This is a genomic window from Pseudomonas entomophila (genome assembly GCF_023277925.1).
In the GTDB taxonomy this organism is placed as follows: Bacteria; Pseudomonadota; Gammaproteobacteria; order Pseudomonadales; family Pseudomonadaceae; genus Aquipseudomonas; species Aquipseudomonas entomophila_D.
In genome coordinates this window covers 3,423,008-3,444,859 of the sequence record NZ_CP063832.1, presented here as the reverse complement: position 1 = coordinate 3,444,859, position 21,852 = coordinate 3,423,008, and the positions used below count along the sequence as shown (strand labels likewise).

At 64.9% G+C, this 21,852-nt stretch carries 24 protein-coding genes; 13 read left to right on the top strand and 11 right to left on the bottom strand.

Annotated elements, in window-relative coordinates; translation table 11 throughout:
• Positions 1-2: 2 nt before the first annotated feature.
• Positions 3-908 (top strand): alpha/beta hydrolase family protein, encoded by a 906-nt coding sequence (locus IM733_RS15175; RefSeq protein ID WP_248917421.1) that lies wholly within the window; start codon positions 3-5, stop codon positions 906-908.
• Positions 909-1,003: 95 nt separating this feature from the next.
• On the opposite strand, the gene IM733_RS15170 is transcribed toward IM733_RS15175, so the two are convergent.
• The 5 genes from IM733_RS15170 to IM733_RS15150 all read right to left on the bottom strand — a co-directional run bounded on the left by IM733_RS15170 (position 1,004) and on the right by IM733_RS15150 (position 3,757).
• Entirely contained in the window at positions 1,004-1,345 is a 342-nt protein-coding gene (locus IM733_RS15170; RefSeq protein ID WP_248917420.1) for a HopJ type III effector protein, read from the bottom strand.
• Positions 1,338-1,634, bottom strand: coding sequence for a DUF1244 domain-containing protein (locus tag IM733_RS15165; protein WP_011535663.1), 297 nt, complete (start codon positions 1,632-1,634; stop codon positions 1,338-1,340). The genes IM733_RS15170 and IM733_RS15165 overlap by 8 nt, the downstream gene beginning before the upstream one ends.
• A 9-nt stretch (positions 1,635-1,643) precedes the next feature.
• On the bottom strand, positions 1,644-2,381 hold the full coding sequence (folM, locus tag IM733_RS15160; RefSeq protein WP_248917419.1) for a dihydromonapterin reductase: 738 nt from the start codon (positions 2,379-2,381) through the stop codon (positions 1,644-1,646).
• Between the two features lie 32 nt (positions 2,382-2,413).
• Positions 2,414-2,983: an antibiotic biosynthesis monooxygenase gene (locus IM733_RS15155; protein ID WP_248917418.1), complete on the bottom strand. Its 570-nt coding sequence runs from the start codon at positions 2,981-2,983 to the stop codon at positions 2,414-2,416.
• A gap of 150 nt (positions 2,984-3,133) precedes the next feature.
• Complete coding sequence (locus IM733_RS15150) at positions 3,134-3,757, bottom strand: hypothetical protein (RefSeq protein ID WP_248917417.1); 624 nt, start codon at positions 3,755-3,757, stop codon at positions 3,134-3,136.
• A 195-nt stretch (positions 3,758-3,952) separates the two neighbouring features.
• Between IM733_RS15150 and IM733_RS15145 the strand changes: the two genes are divergently transcribed.
• A complete protein-coding gene (locus IM733_RS15145) occupies positions 3,953-4,408 on the top strand; it encodes a flavodoxin (protein WP_248917416.1) in 456 nt (151 codons plus the stop codon).
• A gap of 117 nt (positions 4,409-4,525) precedes the next feature.
• Here the strand turns inward: IM733_RS15145 and IM733_RS15140 are convergent, their stop codons facing one another.
• A complete protein-coding gene (locus IM733_RS15140; protein ID WP_248917415.1) occupies positions 4,526-5,404 on the bottom strand; it encodes a LysR family transcriptional regulator in 879 nt (292 codons plus the stop codon).
• Positions 5,405-5,504: 100 nt separating this feature from the next.
• On the opposite strand from IM733_RS15140, the gene IM733_RS15135 reads away from it, so the two are divergent.
• From IM733_RS15135 to IM733_RS15115, 5 genes are all read left to right on the top strand, one after another.
• Entirely contained in the window at positions 5,505-5,891 is a 387-nt protein-coding gene (locus IM733_RS15135) for a CidA/LrgA family protein (RefSeq protein ID WP_248917414.1), read from the top strand.
• Complete coding sequence (locus tag IM733_RS15130) at positions 5,881-6,567, top strand: LrgB family protein (RefSeq protein ID WP_248917413.1); 687 nt, start codon at positions 5,881-5,883, stop codon at positions 6,565-6,567. The genes IM733_RS15135 and IM733_RS15130 overlap by 11 nt, the downstream gene beginning before the upstream one ends.
• A 176-nt stretch (positions 6,568-6,743) precedes the next feature.
• Positions 6,744-7,649 carry an alpha/beta fold hydrolase gene (locus tag IM733_RS15125; RefSeq protein WP_248917412.1) on the top strand — a complete coding sequence of 302 codons (906 nt, stop codon included), beginning with the start codon at positions 6,744-6,746 and terminating at the stop codon, positions 7,647-7,649.
• Positions 7,650-7,764: 115 nt separating this feature from the next.
• Positions 7,765-8,679 carry an SDR family oxidoreductase gene (locus IM733_RS15120; protein WP_248917411.1) on the top strand — a complete coding sequence of 305 codons (915 nt, stop codon included), beginning with the start codon at positions 7,765-7,767 and terminating at the stop codon, positions 8,677-8,679.
• A 526-nt stretch (positions 8,680-9,205) separates the two neighbouring features.
• On the top strand, positions 9,206-12,376 hold the full coding sequence (locus tag IM733_RS15115) for a hypothetical protein (protein ID WP_248917410.1): 3,171 nt from the start codon (positions 9,206-9,208) through the stop codon (positions 12,374-12,376).
• A 51-nt stretch (positions 12,377-12,427) separates the two neighbouring features.
• Here the strand turns inward: IM733_RS15115 and IM733_RS15110 are convergent, their stop codons facing one another.
• Positions 12,428-13,210, bottom strand: coding sequence for an IclR family transcriptional regulator (locus IM733_RS15110; RefSeq protein WP_248917409.1), 783 nt, complete (start codon positions 13,208-13,210; stop codon positions 12,428-12,430).
• 189 nt (positions 13,211-13,399) lie between these two features.
• On the opposite strand from IM733_RS15110, the gene hmgA reads away from it, so the two are divergent.
• The 4 genes from hmgA (at position 13,400) to IM733_RS15090 (ending at position 18,079) form a co-directional block, all read left to right on the top strand.
• Positions 13,400-14,701 (top strand): homogentisate 1,2-dioxygenase, encoded by a 1,302-nt coding sequence (gene hmgA, locus IM733_RS15105; RefSeq protein ID WP_248917408.1) that lies wholly within the window; start codon positions 13,400-13,402, stop codon positions 14,699-14,701.
• 3 nt (positions 14,702-14,704) lie between these two features.
• Positions 14,705-15,997 (top strand): fumarylacetoacetase, encoded by a 1,293-nt coding sequence (gene fahA / locus IM733_RS15100; protein WP_248917407.1) that lies wholly within the window; start codon positions 14,705-14,707, stop codon positions 15,995-15,997.
• An 11-nt stretch (positions 15,998-16,008) separates the two neighbouring features.
• A complete protein-coding gene (maiA, locus tag IM733_RS15095; protein WP_248917406.1) occupies positions 16,009-16,638 on the top strand; it encodes a maleylacetoacetate isomerase in 630 nt (209 codons plus the stop codon).
• Between the two features lie 91 nt (positions 16,639-16,729).
• On the top strand, positions 16,730-18,079 hold the full coding sequence (locus IM733_RS15090) for an MFS transporter (protein WP_248917405.1): 1,350 nt from the start codon (positions 16,730-16,732) through the stop codon (positions 18,077-18,079).
• On the opposite strand, the gene IM733_RS15085 is transcribed toward IM733_RS15090, so the two are convergent.
• On the bottom strand, positions 18,068-18,874 hold the full coding sequence (locus IM733_RS15085) for a SirB1 family protein (RefSeq protein WP_248917404.1): 807 nt from the start codon (positions 18,872-18,874) through the stop codon (positions 18,068-18,070). The genes IM733_RS15090 and IM733_RS15085 overlap by 12 nt on opposite strands.
• Positions 18,875-18,997: 123 nt before the next feature.
• Between IM733_RS15085 and IM733_RS15080 the strand changes: the two genes are divergently transcribed.
• Complete coding sequence (locus tag IM733_RS15080) at positions 18,998-20,017, top strand: Leu/Phe/Val dehydrogenase (protein ID WP_248917403.1); 1,020 nt, start codon at positions 18,998-19,000, stop codon at positions 20,015-20,017.
• Positions 20,018-20,065: 48 nt separating this feature from the next.
• On the opposite strand, the gene IM733_RS15075 is transcribed toward IM733_RS15080, so the two are convergent.
• Positions 20,066-20,329, bottom strand: coding sequence for a YebG family protein (locus IM733_RS15075; protein ID WP_248917402.1), 264 nt, complete (start codon positions 20,327-20,329; stop codon positions 20,066-20,068).
• A gap of 244 nt (positions 20,330-20,573) precedes the next feature.
• On the opposite strand from IM733_RS15075, the gene IM733_RS15070 reads away from it, so the two are divergent.
• Positions 20,574-21,044: a phosphate-starvation-inducible protein PsiE gene (locus IM733_RS15070; RefSeq protein ID WP_248917401.1), complete on the top strand. Its 471-nt coding sequence runs from the start codon at positions 20,574-20,576 to the stop codon at positions 21,042-21,044.
• A 3-nt stretch (positions 21,045-21,047) separates the two neighbouring features.
• Here the strand turns inward: IM733_RS15070 and IM733_RS15065 are convergent, their stop codons facing one another.
• The gene (locus tag IM733_RS15065; protein ID WP_248917400.1) at positions 21,048-21,335 is read right to left on the bottom strand and encodes a DUF3509 domain-containing protein; all 288 of its coding nucleotides are present in this window, start codon (positions 21,333-21,335) and stop codon (positions 21,048-21,050) included.
• A gap of 134 nt (positions 21,336-21,469) precedes the next feature.
• Entirely contained in the window at positions 21,470-21,817 is a 348-nt protein-coding gene (locus IM733_RS15060) for an HPF/RaiA family ribosome-associated protein (RefSeq protein WP_248917399.1), read from the bottom strand.
• Between the last annotated feature and the right edge of the window lie 35 nt (positions 21,818-21,852).

Below are 21,852 nucleotides of genomic sequence, written 5' to 3'. Positions count from 1 at the left end.
CCATGAGCAGCCTCACTCAACCCGCCACCGCCTTTCGCCACACCGCCGCCGACGGCTACAGCCTCGGAGGCTTTTGCTGGCGCCATGCCACACCCGACCGCCAGCGCCCGTTGGTGATCATCAACGCCGCCACCTCGGTGCGCTGCCGCTACTACGCCCGTTTCGCCGACTACCTCTTCGCCCAGGGTTTCGATGTGCTGACCTACGACTACCGTGGCATCGGTGAGTCGCGCCCGGCGTCGCTGCGCGGGTTCCAGGCCAGCTGGAGTGACTGGGGGCGGTTGGACTTCGAGGCCATGCTGCAACTGGCCGCTCTCGAGTACCCCAACCAGCCGGTACACGTGGTCGGGCACAGTTTCGGGGGGTGGGCGCTGGGGTTGGCGCCGTCCGCGGCGCAGGTCAGGCATGCGGTGCTGGTGGGTGCGCAGTTCGCCTATTGGCGCGACTACGCGGCGGGCCAGCGCTGGCAGTTGTTCGGCAAATGGCATGTGGTGATGCCGCTGCTGACGCGAGTGTTCGGATACTTTCCGGGCAAGCGCCTCGGTTGGCTGGAGGACACCCCGGCAGGGGTGGTGCGTGACTGGAGCACACGCACGCCACGCTACGAGCAGCGCCCGAGCGGGCGCTCTCTTGAAGCGCCGCCGTTCGCCCAGGTCCAGGCCGCCACCCTGGCCATCAGCCTGACCGACGACCCGTTCGGCACGGTGGCCGCGACCGAGCGCCTGTTGGGCTATCTGGACGGTACCGTGCGCAGGCACCTGCGCCTGGCGCCTGTGGATATCTCGGTCGGGGCGATCGGCCATTTCGCCTTTTTCCACGACCGTTTCCGCGAAAGCCTGTGGCCGATCGCGTTGGGTTGGCTACAACACGCCAACCTCCCCGCCAACACCCCAGGCCGCGTCCTGTAGGAGCCAGCCTTGCTGGCGATGCAAGGCGCAGCCTTGCCTGCATCACACGGACGCTTTCGCCAGCAAGGCTGGCGCCTACAGGTGGGCGTGCTGCTTCAGGCCAGCCGCGTCAGCGGTTGTGCAGCGAACTTCACGCCCGCCAGCCCGTGTTTGATCAGCGCGCGGATATTGCCATGGTCGCTGCCGTTGGGCGTGGCCACCACGCTGCGGTAGTGCTCACCAAAGGCCTGCAGCGCTTCCTGGTCGCTCAACCCTTCCAGCAGGGCCAGCCCCAGGGTTTTGCACGAACCTTCGTTCTGCCCGGCGGCATTGTGCACGTCGCCATTGTCGAAGGCCTGGGGCTGGTAGCTGTAATGGGCGGCAACGAAGGCCAGGGTGTCGGCAAACACATGCTCGCCGCTGGCGAGGCTGCTGCGCAGGGTGTTCAGGTCAGTCACGGGGTTTTCCTTGTTCGAACGCCGCTTGTTGCTCGGCGCTGGCTTCTTTCTGGTGGAGGGCTTTCCAGTCGTTGTAGGGCATGCCGTACACCTGCTCGCGGGCATCGTCCAGGCTCAGTTCGATCTGGCGATCGTCGGCGGCGGCCTTGAGCCATTTCGACAGGCAGTTGCGGCAGAAGCCGGAAAGGTTCATCAGGTCGATGTTCTGCACGTCGGTGCGTTTTTGCAGGTGGTCGACCAGGCGCCGGAACGCGGCGGCTTCGAGTTCGAGCTGTTGTTGCGGGGTCATGGGCGTCTCTCAGGTCATGCGGTTCTTCAGATGGCGGCCACCGTTGATGACCACCTGGCTGCCGGTGCTGTACTGGCTTTGCAGCAGGAACAGCACGGCGTCGATCAGCGGGCGGGCGCCGGGTTCGAATTCGAGCAAGGCTTTTTTCAGCGTCTGCTGGCGGTACTGCTCATCGCCGCCCTCTTTGAGAATGAGCAGGCCCGGCAGGATACCGTTGACGCGCACCTTGGGCGCGTACTTTTCGGCGAACGACAGCACCATGTTCTGCAAGGCGGCCTTGGTGGCCGCATAGCCGATGTGGCTCTTGCTGCCGCGCGAGGAGGTCTCGTCGCAGATATGGATGATGTCGGCCTTGGCCACTTTGCCGAGCAGCTCGCCGAGCGCCAGGTTGAGGTGGTAGGGCGCCTCGACGTGCAGGCGGAACATGGTGTCGAGGTTGTCGAGGCCGTCGTCGAGCCACAGCGAGGCGTTGTGGATGATCGCGCGCAGGCCGTCGTAGTGGCTGTGCAGGTGGTCGATCAGGGCCTGGCGGTCGGCGGTTTGTGTCAGGTCGGCCTGGAACTGCCGGATGTTCGGGTGCGGCGCCTGTGGGTGCAGGCTGCGGCTGGCGCTGACCACCGTATGGCCGGCCTGTGCCAGCTCAAGGGCCAGGGCCAGCCCGACGCGCTGGCTGGCTCCGGTGATGAGGATTGGGCTGTTCATGTTCGGGGCGGTCTGTTCGTCTGTCCGTGCGAGATGCCCCAGCATACCCGAACTGCGCGGCCTTGCGAGCCCGCGCCTCAGCGGCTGCGCAGGCCCGTGGGGCGCTCCTGTCGCGGGCGTGCGGTGGGGGTCAGCCAGCTGGCCAGCAAGCGGGTCGAGAGGGGGATGAACAGGTACACCATGACCGGCGTCAGGGCCAGGGTGCTGAGCAGCACGCGGGGCAGCAAGTCCAGTGGCGCCAGCCAGTGGCCGAACAGCAGGTTGAACAGCAGCGAGACCGGGAAGAACGCCAGCCAGATGGCCGTGGCCTGCTTCCAGCGCGGCGGTTTTTGCACCATGTTGGTGCCAAACCAGTCGTCGATACCGCTGACGCGCTTCTCTTTGGGGCGTTCGAACAGGCCGTCGCCGCGTTGCAGCCAGGCGCGGCGCGAGGCGGAATGCTCCCAGGCGTGCAGGGTTTGTTCGTTGGTGAAGCGGAAGATGATCTGGAACTCATCGCCGTCGGTGGGCGGGGCGAGGATGCCCGAGCCGAGATAGCCGGGGAAGTCGGTGGCCAGTTGCTCGCCTTCGTGCAGCCAGGCCAGCAGGTCCTGGTAGCGGCCGTGGGCGGCGCGGCGCGACACCATCAGGGTGACGGGGGTAGACATCGTGTATCTCCTGGCGATGGGGCTGGCGGGTAGCCGGCCCCTCTTCATGCGCGGCCCGGGGTGGTGGGCGGCGCAAGCGAGCTTGCAAGAATCGGGCACGGATTATCGCCGATCGATCATGACCGGTCAGTTTCAGCCGTTGTACGGTCGTCAGACCGCGAGGGGCGCCTGGGCGTGCAGCTCGGGGTGGGCCTGGCGATGGGCCTGCAGGATGTACTCGCGCAGGCGCTCGATCTCTTCGGCGGGGCTGTGCGACAGGTCATAGGCCGCCAGCCGTGGGCCGATGCGCCGCCGCAGGGTACCGTGCAGGCCGATTGCCGGGATGCCTTCGGGGGCGAAGTGCAGGTTGAAATGCGCGGGGGCTGTGCTGCGGTCGCGCACTTCCAGCAACACGCCCTTGAACGAGATGTCGCGCACCCACAGCGCGCTTTGTTGGTGGTGCTCGTCCAGCAGTGGCGCGGGTTGTTCCAGCGACAGGCGCCAGGGCCGCAGCATGGGGCCATCCTCGTAGATGTCCGGTGAACCCAGTTGCAGGTGCAGGGCGTGGAATTCGTCCTCGACCAGTTGCAGCGGGAAGCTCAATTGCTGGTTGTTGAAGCTGGCCTGCAGCGTGACCTGTTCGTTGGCCACCAGGCGGGTGAGCAGGTCCTTGAGGCGACGGTCGCCGTTGACCAGCAGGCTCGACATGGGGTCGGCCAGGTTCAACTGGGGCGAATGCTGCATGTCCTGGATGAAGTCCAGCTCGTCCTGGGAGAGGAGGGCGTCTGCTTGCATGGTCGAACTCGAAGGGGCGAGCGGTATGGTCGATTTCTTCACGGCGATGGACAGCGGTGTAGGGGCTTGGTTCACGCCACTGGTCGGGTCGAGGTTCGATCCGACGGGCGCCTGTGACTTTTGGCGGAGGCGGCCTTTTGCCACTGTCGGATGCTAGTATCCTACGTTTTCACTCAGTTTCGGAATCCTCACCCGATGAAAGTCGCCATTATTTCCGGTTCGGTGTATGGCACCGCCGAAGAAGTCGCCCGTCACGCCGAGTCCCTGCTCAAGGCGGCAGGCCTTGAAGCCTGGCACGCTTCCCGTGCCACGTTGCAGGATCTCGAGGGCTTTGCCCCCGAGGCATTGCTGGCCGTGACCTCGACCACCGGCATGGGCGAGCTGCCTGACAACCTGATGCCGCTGTTCAGCGCGATCCGCGACACCCTGCCAGCGGCCTGGCGTGGGCTGCCGGGCGCGGTGATCGGTTTGGGCGATTCGAGTTATGGCGATACGTATTGTGGCGGTGGCGAGCAGATGCGCGAGCTGTTCGCCGAGCTGGGGGTGCGTGAAGTAGAGCCAATGCTGAGGCTCGATGCCAGCGAGACGGTGACCCCGGAGACCGATGCCGAGCCGTGGTTGGCGCAGTTCGCGGCAGTGCTCAAGGGCTGATGCGGTTTACCTGTAGGAGCGGCTTCAGCCGCCATGGAGGCAACTCGGTGTCTGGCACCCGCGTCGCGGGTGATCGCGGCTGAAGCCGCTCCTACCGGTGGCGCGTAAAATGGATGTTCAATGCTGTTCCCGCAGTAACGCCAGCCACGCCTGGGCTGCCCGCGACAGGTACGCCCCCCGCCGCCAGATGAAGGCAATATCCCACTTCAGGTAATCCGGCGCCCGCAACGGCAGGCGCACCACCCCCGGCCGCTCCAGCGCCCGCGCCACGATGGCGGGCAACAGCACCACGCCCTGGCCCGCCGCCACCAGCGCGGCGAGAAAGTCTGCCTGGCCACTGCGCCCGCCTTCCTTCGGCGTGAACCCCACCTGCTGGCAAGCATTGAGCAAGCGGTCGTTGAGCACGAAGCTGCGCTGGTATAGCAGGAACGGTGTCTCGGCCAATTGCTCCAGTTCGACCTCGATCTGCCCCGCCAAGGCATGATCGGCCGGCAGCAGGGCCTCCAGCGCTTCGTTGCAGAATGGTTGGTAGTCGAACGCCGGATCGCTTGGGGTCAAGCTGCCCCCCAACTCCAGCTCGCCACTCCTGACCGCTTGCTCGACCATGCGGCTGCCGCCTTCAAGCAGTTGCACGCTGATGTTCGGGTAACGTCGCCGGTATTCGGCGAACAACCCGGCGAACAGGGCATCGCTGCCGAGCAGCGGCAGGCCAAGGCGCAGCTCGCCACGGGCCAGTTGGCTGAGGTCGTCCAGTTCGTTGAGCAACTCCTGGCGTTGGCGCATCAGTACTTCGCCACGCTGCAGGAGGATGCGCCCGGCGTCGGTCAGGTGCAGCTGCGAGCCTTGGCGCTCCAGCAAGGGCTGGCCGATGGCCTGTTCCAGTTGGGCGACCTGTTTGCTCACCGCTGACTGGCTGATATGCAGGGTGTTCGCCGCTTGGGTGAAACCACCCCGATGAACCACCTCGATGAAGCTGCGCAGTTGTTTGAATTCCATGACCACCATTCCATTGTGGAATGCTGATTAGTCTAACAATTCGCTTCTGGCCTAGGTGGTCGAATTCTACAATGAGCACGTTGTCGAGGAACCCCCGCCCATGAATGCCGAATTAATCAAGAAAACCCTCCGCCTGCTCGCCGAGCTGGCGGTGCTGCTCGCCCTGTTCCTGATCGGTGGCCAACTCGCCGCCTGGCTCGCCTGGCCGGTCCCTGGCGGTGTGATGGGCCTGGCCCTGCTGCTGGTGCTGTTCGCCACTGGCGTGGTCAAGCCCGTCACCTTGCAGTTGGGCGCCAAGTGGCTGATGGCCGAGATGCTGTTGTTCTTCATCCCGGCGCTGATGAGCCTGCTGGACTACGGCAGCCTGCTGCGCAGCGAAGGCTGGCGCATCCTGCTGGTGATCGCCGTGAGCACCCTGCTGGTGATGGTGGTCACCGCCGTGACCGTGGAGCTGGTATGCCGCTGGAGGTTGCGCCATGAGCCTTGAGCCCATGCCGGTGTTCTGGCTGGTGTTGACCCTGGCCGCTTACCTGGGCAGCCGCTGGTTGTACCGGCGCAGCGGGCGCTACCTGCTGTCGCCGTTGATCCTGGTGCCGGCCCTGCTGCTGGCGGTGGCCGTGCCGCTGCACACCGCGTACGCCGAATACGCCCGCAACACCCATTGGCTGATGGGTGTGCTGGGCCCGGTGACCGTGGCCTTCGCGGTGCCGATCTGGCAGCAGCGGGCCCTGTTGGCCCGGCACTGGCCGGCGCTGCTGGTGGGCATGCTGGCCGGCAGCGTGGCGTCGATTGGCAGCTCGTGGGCGCTGGCGCACCTGCTGGCGCTGGATGAGTCGGTCAGCCTGTCGCTGCTGCCGCGCTCGATCACCACGCCGTTCGCCATGCCGGTGGCCCAGGATCTGGGCGGCGTGCCGGAGTTGACGGCGGTGTTCGTGATGTTCACTGGGGTGCTGGGCGCCCTGTTCGGTGGCGTCCTGCTGCGCTGGCTGCCGTTGCGCACGCCGCTGGCCCGTGGCGCGCTGTTCGGGGTCGGCGCCCATGGCGCGGGCGTGAGCCGGGCCCAGGAAGTGGGGCGCGAGGAGGGTTCGGTGGCTGGGTTGGTCATGGTCCTGACCGGCTTGCTCAACCTGCTCGCCGCACCGCTGCTGGTCATGCTGCTGTGACCGTTCGTGCCACTGACTCGCACGGTCATCAGGCTGGCTGCCAAGGCAACTTATCACCTTCGTAGGGGCTTCTAGACTGTGCCTCGATATAGAGAGCACATGTATGTGCCGAGGTGACTTGCAATGAACGCAGCAGCCTTGCCCTATTCCGACACTTACCCACCGGGACGCCCCTAATGCCTCTGGCCGAGATTCCACTGTGCGTCTGGCGCACCCGGAGCCAGAGTTTCAGCTTCCGGGGCCAGAGCATCCGTTACTGGACGGCAGGGCAAGGAGAGCCACTGCTATTGCTTCACGGTTTCCCCACCGCCAGCTGGGATTGGCACTACCTGTGGGCACCGCTGGCCCAACGCTACCGTGTGGTGGCCTGCGACATGCTGGGCTTCGGCGATTCGGCCAAGCCCCCGGACCACGACTACAGCCTGCTGGAGCAGGCCGACCTGCAACAGGCGTTGCTCGGCCACTTGCAGATCGACCAGCCGGTGCACCTGCTGGCCCACGACTACGGTGGCAGCGTCGCCCAGGAACTGCTGGCACGGCACCATGAGCAACGGCTTGAAATCGCAAGTTGTGTGTTCCTCAACAGCGGGCTGTTCCCGGAGAGCTGCCGGGTGCTGCTGATCCAGAAGCTGCTGCTCAGCCGCCTGGGCTGGCTGGTCGGGCGCTCGTTCGGGCGCGATGACCTGGTGCGCAATGTCACCCAGGTCTACGGGCCCTGCACGCACCCCAGCGAGAGCGCCCTGGATGACTACTGGAGCCTGATCGCCACCAACCACGGCCCGCGCATCCTGCACAAACTCATCACCTTCCTGCCCGAACGTCGGGCCCAGCGTGAACGCTGGGTCAGCGCCTTGCAGCGTTCAGGCGTGCCGCTACGCTTCATCAATGGCGCGGTAGACCCGTTGTCGGGCGCGCACATGGTCGAACGCTACCGCCAGGTGGTGCCAGAGCCGGACACCGTGGTGCTGCAGGGGATCGGCCATTACCCGCATACCGAGGCGCCGGTGCAGGTGTTGCGCCATTACCTGGCGTTTCGTGAACAGCCGTGGAGTTTCATCCCGCAGAAGGTTGCCTGGTCGTGACCGGACGAACATCGCTGGGCGTTATCGCCCGGCATTCGCCACGGTGGGCTTGATTGCCCGGCGCCCATGGCAGGCGGAGACTGGTTGCATCCATCCATTGCCTGGAGCCCTGAGCATGAGCGAGCCGGTACGTCTGCAAGATCGAGTGGTGATTGTCACGGGGGCCGGCGGCGGCTTGGGCCGGGCCCATGCGCTGCTGTTTGCCGCGCGCGGCGCCAAGGTGGTGGTCAACGACCTGGGGGGCAGTACCCATGGCGAGGGCGCCAACGCCTCGGCGGCCGACCGGGTGGTGGAGGAGATCCGCGCCGCCGGTGGCGAGGCGGTCGCCAACCATGACTCGGTGACCGATGGCGCACGCATCGTTGAGCAGGCCCTGGACCGTTTCGGTCGGGTCGATGTGCTGGTGAACAACGCCGGCATCCTGCGCGACAAGTCTTTCCACAAGATGGAGGACAGCGACTGGGATCTGGTGTATCGCGTGCATGTCGAGGGCGCCTACAAGCTCACTCGCGCCGCTTGGCCACATCTGCAAGGGCAGAACTGGGGGCGGGTGATCTTCACCTCATCCACCTCGGGCATCTATGGCAATTTCGGTCAGGCCAACTATGGCATGGCCAAGCTCGGGCTCTACGGGCTGACCCGCACCCTGGCCATCGAAGGGCGCAAGCACGGCATCCTGGTCAATGCCATTGCGCCAACCGGCGCGACCCGTATGACCGAGGGGCTGATCCCGCCCCAGGTGTTCGAGCAACTCAAGCCTGAGCTGATCAGCCCGCTGGTGGTGTACCTGGGCAGCGAGCAGTGCCAGGACAGCGGCCAGTTGTTCGAGGTTGGCGGTGGCTGGGTGGGCAAGGTGCGCTGGGAACGCAGCCTGGGGGTGGGCTTCGACCCGCGCGAAGGCTTCACACCGGAACAGGTGGCGGACAACTGGGAACGGATCGGCGATTTCGAAGACGCGGTGCATCCGCAGGACAGCCTGCAGGCGTTACAGCAGATGATGGCGAACTTGCAGCGGTTTCCTTTGACGTGATCCAACCGTGGCCGAGCTTGCCAGTGTTCACCGGCAAGCCGGCTCGCCAACCCATGATCAGCGCTGTATCTGCAGGCACCGGCTTGCCGGCGAAAGGGCCAATGTGGTCCCACAGGGGCATGCTAGTCCCGGTGATCTTGAATATCGCCTGCCTGCCGCTGCCAGGTGATTCTTGCAGAAATAAAAAAGGCCGCTGCAACCGCAACGGCCAATCGAGACGTAGATCAAGGAGCTTCAAAATCAACGTCGGTGAATCTTGGTGGCTTGAAAAGCGGGGGGAGAGCTTTTCGCGCCGAACCAATGGAGCTAAGAATAGGCACATTGCAGCGTAGGAAAAATACCTGCTTTTGACATTCTCTGTTACATCTACCGCGATAATCCTCCGTATTTCCGGCTTGGTTCGTTATGCGTTCGCCGGTTCAAGTGCAGGGCAGAGTAGGCTCATGTGCCACTCTTTCCATCCGCTTTCATTTTTCTGATTTCTTCACTGTGCGATTTCCTACATCGCACGGAAAGAGAACTCATCATGAAGCTGAATCTCCCTACTGCCGCCCCGTTTACGGCCCTTCCCGATTCCGATCAAGAAACGTTTAGTGCGCTCGTCGTGTTGAGCATGACGCTGCAAGCACAGCTGGCGCTGGCCCCCATGCTGCCCCCCCGCGAAGCAGCTATTGACGACCTAGGGCAGTGGCCTGATGAACAGTGGCAAGCCGCCACCGCCCAATGGTGGCAGGGGCAATCTGCGACGCTGCAGGCGCAACTGCGCGAGCTGCTGACCCTGCAGGTCCGGGCCAAGGCTCAGCGTCTGGGGGCGCCCAGGGCCGATATCGAGGCGCTGTTGCCCGACGCCGCGGAGGAACCGACGCTGGCTGCCGTTACGCTGGTCATCGATGACGAGGTGAGCGTACGGGTTCCGGGTTTCCTGGCGCTGAGCCACGACCTGTACGATGACGAGGAGCCCCTTGTTCTTTGCGGGCTGGGCGCGGGCGTCTGGTTCGACACGTATCCGCGCTTGGGCGAAGCGCTGCTCGCCCATCTGCAAGGTGACGACTGCTGGCTGCAGGCCATGGCCGAAGAAGAGCGTGCGGCATTGAAGGCGGCGAGCGGCGTCACATTGAAACTGTCATGGGTCGAGGGGGCGCCTGAGGAATACCTGTTGGAAGATATGCAGGCATTGCAGCGCCAACTGGTCATCAACGCGCTCAATGCCGACGATGGCAGCGCCGACGCAGCCGTGGCACTGGAACCCTGGCTGGCCGGGCTGCAGGCTTGCGTTGCTGAAATCATTGCGACCCTGCGCCAGGACCTGACCCCAGAATGGCTGCGCCATCTCTCGGAGGCCGAGGCCCAGCGGCTCTCGGATCTCAACCAGGCCGTGATCGACGCTGAAGAGCAGTTGGAGCAGCAGTCCGGGCACGGCGACTTCTACGCCTACGCCGAGCACCGAATCGGCCTTTGGCTGGCCGACCAGGGCTTCCCGCAGCTCAAGCCTGCCGATGTGCTACTGCACATCACGCATGACTTCACCCCGGATGCGCAAGTCAACGTGGTTTCGCTGCTCGAGTGGGTATGTGGCGGGCGCTATCGGGGGCGGCATCTGGCTGTGGCGATTCAGCACGATGAATTGCGCGATGCCGTGGGGCAGGAGGGCGTATCGCGGTTAGCTGACGAGTTGCAGTTGCACCAGGGTTATGTCGAGAGGGTCGAGAACATCTACCAGCACGACTGGACCCTGTATCTGCTGGGCAAGGCGCTGGATGCCAGGCTGCAGCTCGCCAGGCAGGCTGCGGATTTTCAGGGGCTCGACCGCAAGGCCGTGAAGTTGCTCGAAGAGGCTGTGCAAGGTCCGTGGTCGCAGGGTTCGGGCCCAGGCCAGTTCAAGGTGGCCTTGCTGTCCATCAATGGTGAAATGCTGTTGACCGACCACCTGTATCTGTACAACGACGATATCCACGTGCTCTATGCCCCGGGCTCGCCGGCGGGTGACCTGCAGGCGTTCACTTCAGCGGGGCAAATGAGTTTTGCTTTGGGGGCGCTCACTGCCACGCCACAAGGCCGCGAATACCTTGTCGAGCACGTGCAGCATGCCCAGCGTCCCGTTTTGAAGCGATATCTGCAACTGATCGCAAGGCTTCCCCAGGAGTGGTCCCACGAGACCATCCAGGTTGATCAGCAGGACATCGATAGTTGGGAGCAACTGATCCAGTTCTGGAGCGAACTGAGGGTCTTGAAGATCGTCGATGACCTGGAACCGGTCAGGCCGGAGACATTCGCCAGGCCGGATGACGAACTGCAACGACGCGTGGAAGATCTCGGCCATGAACTGCGTGTGCTGACCGCGCAGTACCAGGAAGCGGCCCAGGTCCCGGACTTCATGGCCTATGCTCGGGAGCGCGTCAGCGAGCGGATCAACCGCTACCCGGGTAACAAAGGGGGCTGGATCGATGCGGATACCGTCCTGGTCGAGCTGGAGGACGGGGTACGGCAGTCGCTGACGTTGGTGGTGGCAAGTGGCTACCCAGCGGATTTCAACTTCAGGGACTACGCCCGGTTCACTTCCACGGTGGGCCAGGACCTGTCGCACCTCAAGAGCCAGGAAATCGACGGCTACATCCGCGCTGCCGAGTTGGGTAAGGGTTACTGTGGTGAGGTCCGCAAACGCTATCTCGACCCGGAGGGCGATGACCAATCAGGCCTGCTGGAGCTGCACCGCCATATCCTGGGCATGAAAATCCAACGGGATTGCCTGTTGGAATTGCAGCGGGGCAGAGTCAGCGACGAGCATGCCCGCTGGTTGACGCCCGTCTGCATGGATTTTCACCGTGGCAGTTTCGTCGAAGATTGCAAGCTTGCCGAGTTGCAGATCAATGGCGCCGTCATCGCCGGGGCCTACCTGCTGCAGTCGGCTGAAGCACGGGGGACGTTGATCTATCTTGGAGACGGGCTTGAGGGGCGTCACCTGTACAACGTCGGCGAATTTGTCGACCAGTGGCGCGGCGACGCCATGCAGGATTGGGTTTTCGATCGAATCGCGGTAGACGATGAGGCGAAGATCCACACGCTCAACGAAAGTGTTCGGAACGCCGACTCGGACAGGGAGGGCAATGATCGGATCGTCGCTTCGCTGCAAGTGCTCCATAACATCAAGGACCTTGCCGTAGCCCTGCGTCAACGTATCGAGCGCCTGCTGGCCGAGGCAGAGCGGGATGCCTATAGCGCTGCAAGACGTATCACCCGGGAAGTACTGTGGATGGTCGAGCTGGTTGCCGAGGCCGTCGCCCTGGTGTTTCCACCCGTGCGCATCGTGCTGGGTTTCGTCAAGGCCGGTATTACGTTCTATCGCAGCCTGGTCGCGTTACGCGATGGCGACAGGACCGCGGCACTCTTTGCCTTGCTCAAAGGCCTTATCAGCCTGCCGGGCGCAACCAGCGTGCTGAAGTTCTACGGGACTCGGCTGTTCGACCATGGTAGCCGGCTCTGGTCGCAACTGTTCCCAGGGCCATCATCCAGCCTGTCCGTGTGGCTAAAGCGGCAAGTCGAGTGGCTCAAGGCGTTGTACGCGGAGCACGAGCTGATCATCGAAGTGGGCGTGGCCGGCACCAAGCGTCTGTACGGCACATTCGAGGACGAGGTGGCGTGGCTCACTGAACTGGCTGTTTACCGGCAGGAGCCGGGAGCGAGCCATGAGCTCAGGTGAGCGGGAGCATCGTGTCGGTAGCGCTTTGCAACCTTGATCGTCGGTCTAGGTTCACGCCCTGCTGACATACCCCATCCGCCTGCTGACCGACCCGACGGCGGCCAGCAGGCGCTGTGCCGCCGGCCCCTGTTCATCGGCGTGGAAGATCGAGGTCGGCCCGACCACGGTCATCACCGCGACGATCTGGCCCATGGCATTGAACACCGGGGCGGACAGGGCATCCACCCCGGGCATCAGCAAACCGTGCACATGGTGCAGACCGCGCTGGCGGATCTGCTCCAGCAGCACCGTGTAGTCGTCGGCTGTCTGATGCCGCGCGGCCAGTTCCTGGTCGCGCAATTCGACGGTTTCCCGCTCCGGCAAGTGGGCGGCGAACACCAGCCCGGTGGAGGAACTGAGCAGCGGCAGCACCGAGCCGATCTGCGTCACCACTGTCACCGCGCGCACCGCCGGCTCGATGCTGACCACCGTCGCGCCCTGGTTGCCCCACACCGCGATGAAGCAGCTTTCGTTGAGTTCGTCGCGCAACTGCGAAAGCGGCAACGCCGCCACCTTCAGCACATCGATGCTGCCCAGTGCCGCCATGCCCACCCGCAACGCCTCGCGGCCCAACCCGTAATGGTTGGTGGCCGGGTCCTGCTCGGCGAAGCCGCTGGCGATCAGCGCCTGCAAGTAGCGGTGGACCTTGCTTGCCGGCATCTGCACATGCTCGGCCAGGCGCGAAAGCGAGGTGGAGGGGGACAGTTCAGCCAGGGCCTTGAGGATGTCGGTGCCGACTTCCGCCGAGCGGACCTTCTGTTTGCCGTTGTCGGCGCTGGTGCTGGCTTTGGCCATGAGGGACGTCTACGCAGAATTCATTGGGTGGCGCCTTTATAGCTTGACGCCTGCGCACGAGCAAATTACGTTATTCGTAATCTGATTACGATAAAAACAATGCAGACGCGCTGCCACCCCCGTACCAATCTCCGGATCGGGCCAGCAGCCAGCTGCCAGCAACGGCTCCGCGCGAGCCCGGAGGCACCGATGACCCGCGACACATCCCCTGAACGCCAGTACCTGAGCGGCTTCGGCAACGAATTCGCCAGCGAAGCCCTGCCTGGCGCCTTGCCGGTGGGGCAGAACTCGCCGCAGAAGGCGCCCTACGGGCTGTATGCCGAGCTGCTGTCGGGCACCGCGTTCACCATGACCCGCAGCGAACTGCGCCGCACCTGGTTGTACCGTATCCGCCCGTCGGCACTGCACCCGCGCTTCGAGCGCCTTGAGCGCCAGCCGCTGACCGGCGCGCTGGGCGCCATCACCCCCAATCGCCTGCGTTGGAGCCCCCAGCCGATGCCGGCCGAGCCCACGGATTTCATCGAAGGCTGGTTGCCGATGGTGGCCAACTCGGCCTCCGAGAAGCCGGCTGGGGTGAGCATCTACATCTACCGCGCCAACCGCTCCATGGAGCGGGTGTTCTTCAATGCCGACGGCGAGCTGTTGCTGGTACCCGAACAAGGCCGCCTGCGCATCGCCACCGAGCTGGGCGTGCTGGAGGTCGAGCCGCTGGAAATCGCAGTGATTCCGCGCGGCATGAAGTTCCGCGTCGAACTGCTCGACGACCAGGCCCGTGGCTACATCGCCGAGAACCACGGCGCGCCGCTGCGCATCCCGGACCTCGGCCCGATCGGCAGCAACGGCCTGGCCAACCCGCGTGACTTCCTCACCCCGGTGGCCCACTACGAAGAAACCAGCGGCCCGGTGCAGCTGGTGCAGAAGTTCCTCGGCGAACATTGGGCCTGCGAGCTGCAGCACTCGCCGCTGGACGTGGTCGCCTGGCACGGCAGCAACGTGCCGTACAAGTACGACCTGCGCCGTTTCAATACCATCGGCACCGTCAGCTTCGACCACCCCGACCCGTCGATCTTCACCGTGCTCACTTCGCCGACCAGCGTCCACGGCATGGCCAACATGGACTTCGTGATCTTCCCGCCGCGCTGGATGGTGGCTGAGAACACCTTCCGTCCACCGTGGTTCCACCGCAACCTGATGAACGAGTTCATGGGCCTGATCCAGGGCGCCTACGACGCCAAGGCCGAAGGCTTCCTGCCCGGCGGCGCCTCGCTGCACGGGGTGATGAGCGCCCATGGCCCGGACGCCGAGACCTGCGACAAGGCCATCTCGGTGGACCTGGCGCCGCACAAGATCGACAACACCATGGCCTTCATGTTCGAGACCAGCCAAGTGCTGCGCCCGAGCCGCCAGGCCCTCGAAAGCCCGCAATTGCAGGCCGACTACGATAGTTGCTGGGCCACCTTGCCGAGCACCTTCAACCCGAACCGGAGATAACCGATGAACCAGACCGCCAACGCCCGTAGCTGGGTCGAGCACGCCAACGGGCACCGCGACTTCCCGCTGCAGAACCTGCCCCTGGGCATCTTCAGCCGCCCAGGGCAGGCGCCGCGTTGCGGCGTGGCCATCGGCGACGCCATCCTCGACCTGGAAGCCGTGCTGGCCAGCGGGCTGTTCGACGGCCAGGCCAAGGCCGCCGTCGAGGCCACCCAAGGGGGGGCGCTGAACGCCTTCTTCGCCCTGGGCCGCCCGGCCCGCGTGGCCCTGCGTGAGCGCCTGCTGGCGCTGCTGGGTGAGGGTAGCGAGCACCAGGCCGCATTGAAGGCTGCGTTGTATCCGGCCAGTGAATGCCAACTGCACCTGCCGGCGAAAATTGGTGACTACACCGACTTCTACGTTGGCATCGAGCACGCCAAGAACGTCGGTAAGCTGTTCCGCCCGGACAACCCGCTGCTGCCCAACTACAAGCACGTGCCGATCGGCTACCACGGCCGCGCCTCGACCATCCGCCCGTCCGGCACCGACGTGCGCCGCCCCAAGGGCCAGACCCTGCCGGCCGGCCAGGCCGAGCCGAACTTCGGCCCCTGCGCGCGCCTGGACTACGAGCTGGAGCTGGGGATCTGGATCGGCCAGGGCAACGAGATGGGCCAGCCGATCCCGATCGGCGATGCCGCCGAGCACGTGGCGGGCTTCTGCCTGCTCAACGACTGGTCCGCGCGTGATATCCAGGCCTGGGAATACCAGCCGCTGGGCCCGTTCCTGTCCAAGAGCTTCATCACCACGGTGTCGCCGTGGGTGGTGACCGCCGAGGCCCTGGAGCCGTTCCGCTGCGCCCAGCCGGCGCGCCCGGAAGGTGACCCGCAGCCGCTGTCCTACCTGCTGGACAAGCGCGACCAGGCCGGTGGCGCCTTCGACATCGAGCTGGAAGTGCTGCTGCTGACCGCAGGCATGCGCGAGCAGAACCTGCCGGCCCACCGCCTGACCTTGAGCAATACCCGCAGCATGTACTGGACCGTGGCGCAGATGGTCACCCACCACAGTGTCAACGGCTGCCAGTTGCAACCGGGCGACCTGTTCGGTTCGGGCACTTTGTCCGGTGCGGCGCCGGGTTCGTTCGGCAGCCTGCTGGAGATCACCGAGGGCGGCAAGCACCCGGTGGAGCTGGCCAGCGGCGAGGTGCGCAAGTTCCTCGAGGACGGCGACGAAATCATCCTGCGCGCCCGCTGCGTGCGTGATGGCGTGGCCAGCATCGGTTTTGGCGAGTGCCGCGGCACCGTCGTCGCGGCCAACTGAGGGGCGGGGCGATGGAGCTGTTCACCTACTATCGTTCCACTTCGTCGTACCGCGTGCGTATCGCCCTGGCGCTCAAGGGCCTGGATTATCAGGCCCTGCCGGTGAACCTGCTCAAGGGCGAGCAGCGTGGCGAGGCTTACCTGGCGCTCAACCCGCAAGGGCGGGTGCCGGCCCTGCGTACCGATGGCGGCGAATTACTGGTGCAATCGCCAGCAATCATCGAGTACCTGGAGGAGGCTTATCCACAGCCTGCACTGCTGCCGACTTCCGCCGAGGCCCGGGCCAAGGTGCGCGGTGTGGCGGCAATCATCGGTTGCGACATCCATCCGCTGCACAACGTCAGCGTGCTCAACCAACTGCGTCAGCTGGGGCATGACGAAGCCCAGGTCAACCAGTGGATCGGTCACTGGATCAGCCAGGGCTTGGCGGCGATCGAGCAATTGATCGGCGATGAAGGCTTCTGCTTTGGCGCCACGCCGGGGCTGGCCGATATCTACCTGATCCCGCAGTTGTACGCGGCCGAGCGCTTCAACATCGACCTCGCCGGCTACCCGCGTATCCGCCGGGTAGCCGCCCTGGCCGAACAGCACCCCGCCTTCCAGAAAGCGCACCCGGCGAGGCAGCCCGACACCCCCAACTGACTGCACCTGTAGGGGCCGGCTTGCCGGCAAAGCCGGCTCCTGCACGACCATCGCGACCCATGGCATAACAACAAAAGACAGGTACCTTGCGATGCACAACCAGATAGCCAGCTTTCGCGCGGCGCTCGATGGGCGCCCGGTGTCACCCTACCAGTGGCGCCTGCTGCTGCTGTTGATTCTGCTGTTGGTCACCGATGGTTATGACGCCCAGGTGCTGGGCTATGTGATTCCCGCGCTGGCCCAGGACTGGGGGTTGGAGAAGGCCGCCTTCGGGCCGGTGTTCAGCGCCAACCTGTTCGGCCTGACGGTCGGCTCGCTGGCAGTGACGCCCCTGGCTGACCGCTTCGGCGTGCGCCGGGTGCTGTTGTGCTGCGTGCTGCTGTACGCCAGCCTGACGGTGCTGATGGTGTTTGCCACTTCCCTCGACAGCTTGATGCTGGCGCGATTCTTCTGCGGTATCGGCATGGGCGGCGCCATGCCCAGTGCCATGGCGTTGATGGCCGACTACGCGCCGCCGCGCCTGCGTACCCTGATGGTGACCCTGGCCGCCTGCGGTTTCTCGCTGGGGGGCGCTGCTGGGGGCTTCGTCGCGGCGGGTTTCATCGACCAGCACGGTTGGCAGGCGGTGTTTCTCGCAGGTGGTGTGGCGCCGCTATTGTTGTTCCCGTTCCTGGCTTTGTACCTGCCCGAATCGCTGCCGCGCCTGCTGCGCGATACGCCGCCGTATGCCCGGTTGCAACGGATTACCACCCGCGTGCTGCCGGGCTGGCAGGTTCCAGCGGCACAGGTCTGCACCGATGAACCCGCGGACAGCAAGCTCACCATGGTGGCATTGTTTCGCGACGGTTTCGCCCGGCCAACCTTGCTGCTGTGGGGCACCTTCTTCGTCAGCCTGATCCTGCTGTATTTCATGATCAGCTGGCTGCCGTCGCTGTTGCAGGAAAGCGGTCTGGCGCTGAAGCAGGCCAACCTGGTCACTTCGCTGTTCCTGTTCGCTGGCACCTTTGGTGCGGTGTGCCTGGCCTGGTGCGCTGACCGCATGAAGAACAAGGCGCGCCTCTTGGCCGGCGTGTTGCTGGGGGCGGCGGTGTTCAGCGTGCTGGTCGGCTTGAACCACGACGACCCGCGCTGGCTGGTGCCCAGCGTGTTCGCCGCGGGCTTTTGCATCATCGGTGGGCAACTGACGCTCAATGCCTTCGTCAGCAATTTCTACCCGGCCCAGGTGCGCGCCACCGGCACTGGCTGGGCGCTGGGTGTCGGGCGCTTCGGTTCGATCCTCGGGCCGCTTGTCGGCAGCTTGCTGCTGACCCTGCACATGCCGGTGGAGCAGATCTTCTTCTTCTGCGCCATCCCGGCGTTGCTGGGGGCGCTGCTGGTCAGCCAGGTGCGGGCGCCACGGCCGCGTGAAGTGGCGCCCAAGGGTGAAGCGTTAATGGATTGAGCGCTTGCCGTTGGGCAACTGGCCCAGGCGTTCGCCAAGCTTGAGGCGCTGCACCGGGTCGTCGGTCAGCAGCAGGGCGTGTTCCAGGTCGAAGCGTTCGGCTTGGGGGCAGTCCAGGTGCTGGTACAGGGTGGCGCGTGCCAGGTAGTCGCCCACCTGCACCGGGCCCAGCTGCATGACCCGCTCGGCATCGATCAGCGCGGCCAGGTCGTTGTCGTTGCTGCTGTGCAGCTGGCGCAGGTTGCGTGACAGGCGCTGGAGCATCTGCATCGGCGAGGCGCTGCGCAGGTGCTCGGCGGTCAGCGTGACCTGGGGGCCGAACTGGCGCGCCAGCAGGTCGCGGCAGTCGTTGGGGTAGAGGCGACGGCCCCCGCAAGGGTCGAGTAGGTGATCGGCACCGGGCACGCGTAGCAGGAAGTGGCCGGGGAAGTTGACCCCCTCCAGCGGGATCGACAGGCAGCGTGCCAGCTCCAGGGCCAGGATGGCCAGGGGTAGCGGCTGGCCACGGCGGCGTTGCAGCACCTTGTCCATCAAGGCCGCCTGCGGGCGCAGCGGCTGGTACTCGTCCTGCTGAAAGCCCAGGGCGTTCAACTGGCGCAGTAGCGGCTGGGCCAGCTCGTTGAGCGGCAGCATTGGCAGGCTGGCGCTGACCTCGCGCTGCAGCTCGTGCAGGCGGGCAAGGCCAGCCGCGGGCTCGACGGTCCGGTCATGCTCGGCGGCGACCCACAGGGCGGCTTCCAGCAGGGCGGGCGGCTCGCGTTCCAGGCAGGCCAGGCAGGCTTGGCGTGGGTTCATGGCACCTCTCCATCACGCTTAACTTGTAGCCCTGGCGCTGGTTTTCGTCCAGTGGTCCGACTGCGTCGCGGCGGGTTTGCACCTGCCTATACTGGAGAGAGCACCTCACGGGGGAGCCTGTTGATGTTCGCCCTCATGCAAAGTACCCGCACCCAGTCGCTGCACCTGTTCATCGACCCGCCCACGGGCCTCAAGGCCGTGGTGGTGATCCACAGCGAGCAACTGGGGCCGGCGATCGGCGGTTGCCGCTACCTGCCCTATGCCGATGACGAAAGCGCCATGACCGATGCCATCCGCCTGGCCCAGGGCATGAGCTACAAAGCTGCCCTGGCGGGGCTGCCGATGGGGGGCGGCAAGGCAGTGATCGTGCGCAACCCCCATGTGGAAAACCGCGCTGCGCTGTTCGAGGCTTTCGGCCGCTTCGTCGACACGCTCCAGGGCCGTTTCATCACCGCCGTGGACAGCGGCACCTCGACTCTCGACATGGACTGCATTGCCCAGAGCACCCCTCATGTAACCAGTACCACCGCTGCGGGCGACCCGTCACCCCACGCGGCCATGGGCGTGTTCGCCGGTATTCGCGCCACCTCCATGGCACGCCTGGGCAGCGACAACCTGGAAGGGTTGCGGGTGGCAGTGCAGGGGCTGGGCAATGTGGGCTATGCGTTGGCCGAACAGCTGCATGCGGCGGGCGCCGAGCTGTTGGTCAGTGATCTGGACCCGGGGAAGGTGCGCTTGGCGGTGGAGCAGTTCGGCGCTCATCCGGTGGCCAACGACGCGTTGATCAGCACGCCGTGCGATATCTTCGCGCCGTGCGGGGTGGGGCCGGTGCTCACCGGCCAGAGCGTGATGCAGTTGCGTTGCGCCGCGGTGGCGGGCTCGGCCAACAACCAGCTGACCACCTTGCAGGTGGCCGATCAGCTGGAAACCCGTGGGATTCTGTATGCGCCCGACTATGTGATCAATGCCGGTGGGCTGATCTACGTGGTGCTCAAGCATCGCGGCGAAGACCTGGGCACCATTACCGCGCACCTGGCGCGAATCCCGACCAGGCTGACCGATGTGTTCGCCCATGCCCAGGCGGAGAAGCGCTCGCCGGCGCGGGTGGCGCAGATGCTGGCAGAGCGGTTGCTGTACGGTTGAGAGGGGTGAGGGTGCGGTTCGCCGGCAAGCCGGCGCCCACCGCCGACATCACTGCGCCGAACCACCCTCGAGCAACTCCGCCAGCGCATCCGGCTGGCTCTTGAACGCCCGGGCGAACACATCGCGGTTCTTGGCCATGTAGATCCCGGCTTCCTCGACCTGCTGTTCGCTCAGCGACGGCACCGCCTTGTGCAGCACCTCTGCCAGGCGTTCGGCCAGTTCGAGCATCTTGTCGTGACGGTCTGCTTCGGCCTTATCCATGAACAAGCGCTCCGGGTCGCGGCTGCTGCGGTACACCACTTCGACGGCCATTCATCACCTCTGTGCCTTTTTGCTGATTGGGGTTGCAGATAACTGTGTTTTTATACAGTACAGGCGAAAGCCACCGGACCGCAACCACGATGATGGCCTTTTGCGCTGAAAAACAGCGTAGCCCACAGGTGCCCTGCGGCAATCGGCCGCCTTCCAAGGCAGGGGCGTGGCCCTTTAACTGCATGGCACAAGCGTCACAGAGGTGGCGCACCATCCTTCAGCCGTATCGGGGAAATCGAACATCGTGAACATCAAATGGGCAGAAAAACTGCGCAAGGGCCTGCATGGCTCGGCCGACTCGCTGGGCAACCTGTGCGTGGAGGCCTTCCACTACCTGGCGCTGTTCGGCATCGGCGCGATCACCGCGTACGCGGCGGTGGTGACCTTCATGGATATGCTGGGCAAGGGCGGGGTCAGCGTCGACGACATCCTGCTGCTGTTCATCTACCTGGAGCTGGGCGCCATGGTGGGGATCTACTTCAAGACCAACCACATGCCTATTCGCTTCCTGCTGTACGTGGCGATCACCGCGCTGACCCGCCTGCTGATCGGCGATGTGTCGCACCACAAGGCACCGGATGTCGGCCTGTTGTACGTGTGCGGCGGCATTCTGCTGCTGGCGTTCGCCATCCTGGTGGTGCGCTACGCCTCGTACCGCTACCCGTCGACCAAGGTGCTGGACGCCAACGGCAAGGAAGTGGAAGAGGGCAAGTAAGCCTCAATTGGCCAGCGTGGTGGTTGGGAAGCGCTGTTGGCAGGTGAGGGCGGCCAGCACTTCCAGCGGGTTCTGCCCCAGTTCGATGGCCAGCCCCAGGCGGATGCTGTCGATGACCCGTTGCAGGCGCAGCGGGTCGTTGCGCTGGGCCTCGCTGACCAGGCGCTTGGCGACCACGCCGCTGTCGTCGGAGAGTGTCAGCATGATGCTGCCGTCCAGGTGCTCGATGCTCAGGTTGACCCGATATTCGGGGGCGAAGGCGGCGCTTATCTGGTCGAAGGGGTTGTTCATGGTCGCGTTCTGCACTGGCTGAATGACTGCAGGAGTTGACCGGGGCAGGGCGGGGTTGGTTCAGCCCCGCTGATCAGGCTGAACGAAAACGCCCGGCGCAAGGCCGGGCGTTGGTCGTGTGCATGGCTTGAGTTTCAGGCCTCCGGGTCACTCATCTCGAGCGTGCCGCGCTTGCTGCGCAACTTGCCGTAGAAATGCTCCAGCGCGTTGTTCAGCTTGCCGGCCGCGCCGTCGACGGCTTGGTCCAGCGAAGTGGCGGTGTGGGTCACGGAAATCGGTTGGTGGCCTTTGGGGCGAGCCTCCATCTGGCAGCGTTTGTCATGCGGCCCGGGTTTTATGCCGTTCTCGTCGCGCAGGTGCACCTCGATGCGGGTGAGGTCGTCCTCGAAGCGTTCGAGCGAGGCGTGCAGTGTGCTGCGGACCCACTCGTCGAGCCGGATGTTGCCTTCGATATGGTTGCTGCTGTTGACCTGGATTTGCATGATTCAATCCTTATTCAGCTTGCTCGCAGGGAGGC

Coding starts and splice junctions, on each gene's coding strand:
- IM733_RS15175 (WP_248917421.1), top strand. CDS start 3: ATGAGCAGCCTCACTCAACCCGCCACCGCCTTTCGCCACACCGCCGCC.
- IM733_RS15165 (WP_011535663.1), bottom strand. CDS start 1,634: ATGACCCCGCAACAACAGCTCGAACTCGAAGCCGCCGCGTTCCGGCGC.
- folM (WP_248917419.1), bottom strand. CDS start 2,381: ATGCTGGGGCATCTCGCACGGACAGACGAACAGACCGCCCCGAACATG.
- IM733_RS15155 (WP_248917418.1), bottom strand. CDS start 2,983: ATGTCTACCCCCGTCACCCTGATGGTGTCGCGCCGCGCCGCCCACGGC.
- IM733_RS15150 (WP_248917417.1), bottom strand. CDS start 3,757: ATGCAAGCAGACGCCCTCCTCTCCCAGGACGAGCTGGACTTCATCCAG.
- IM733_RS15145 (WP_248917416.1), top strand. CDS start 3,953: ATGAAAGTCGCCATTATTTCCGGTTCGGTGTATGGCACCGCCGAAGAA.
- IM733_RS15140 (WP_248917415.1), bottom strand. CDS start 5,404: ATGGAATTCAAACAACTGCGCAGCTTCATCGAGGTGGTTCATCGGGGT.
- IM733_RS15135 (WP_248917414.1), top strand. CDS start 5,505: ATGAATGCCGAATTAATCAAGAAAACCCTCCGCCTGCTCGCCGAGCTG.
- IM733_RS15130 (WP_248917413.1), top strand. CDS start 5,881: ATGAGCCTTGAGCCCATGCCGGTGTTCTGGCTGGTGTTGACCCTGGCC.
- IM733_RS15125 (WP_248917412.1), top strand. CDS start 6,744: ATGCCTCTGGCCGAGATTCCACTGTGCGTCTGGCGCACCCGGAGCCAG.
- IM733_RS15120 (WP_248917411.1), top strand. CDS start 7,765: ATGAGCGAGCCGGTACGTCTGCAAGATCGAGTGGTGATTGTCACGGGG.
- IM733_RS15115 (WP_248917410.1), top strand. CDS start 9,206: ATGAAGCTGAATCTCCCTACTGCCGCCCCGTTTACGGCCCTTCCCGAT.
- IM733_RS15110 (WP_248917409.1), bottom strand. CDS start 13,210: ATGGCCAAAGCCAGCACCAGCGCCGACAACGGCAAACAGAAGGTCCGC.
- hmgA (WP_248917408.1), top strand. CDS start 13,400: ATGACCCGCGACACATCCCCTGAACGCCAGTACCTGAGCGGCTTCGGC.
- fahA (WP_248917407.1), top strand. CDS start 14,705: ATGAACCAGACCGCCAACGCCCGTAGCTGGGTCGAGCACGCCAACGGG.
- maiA (WP_248917406.1), top strand. CDS start 16,009: ATGGAGCTGTTCACCTACTATCGTTCCACTTCGTCGTACCGCGTGCGT.
- IM733_RS15090 (WP_248917405.1), top strand. CDS start 16,730: ATGCACAACCAGATAGCCAGCTTTCGCGCGGCGCTCGATGGGCGCCCG.
- IM733_RS15085 (WP_248917404.1), bottom strand. CDS start 18,874: ATGAACCCACGCCAAGCCTGCCTGGCCTGCCTGGAACGCGAGCCGCCC.
- IM733_RS15080 (WP_248917403.1), top strand. CDS start 18,998: ATGTTCGCCCTCATGCAAAGTACCCGCACCCAGTCGCTGCACCTGTTC.
- IM733_RS15075 (WP_248917402.1), bottom strand. CDS start 20,329: ATGGCCGTCGAAGTGGTGTACCGCAGCAGCCGCGACCCGGAGCGCTTG.
- IM733_RS15065 (WP_248917400.1), bottom strand. CDS start 21,335: ATGAACAACCCCTTCGACCAGATAAGCGCCGCCTTCGCCCCCGAATAT.
- IM733_RS15060 (WP_248917399.1), bottom strand. CDS start 21,817: ATGCAAATCCAGGTCAACAGCAGCAACCATATCGAAGGCAACATCCGG.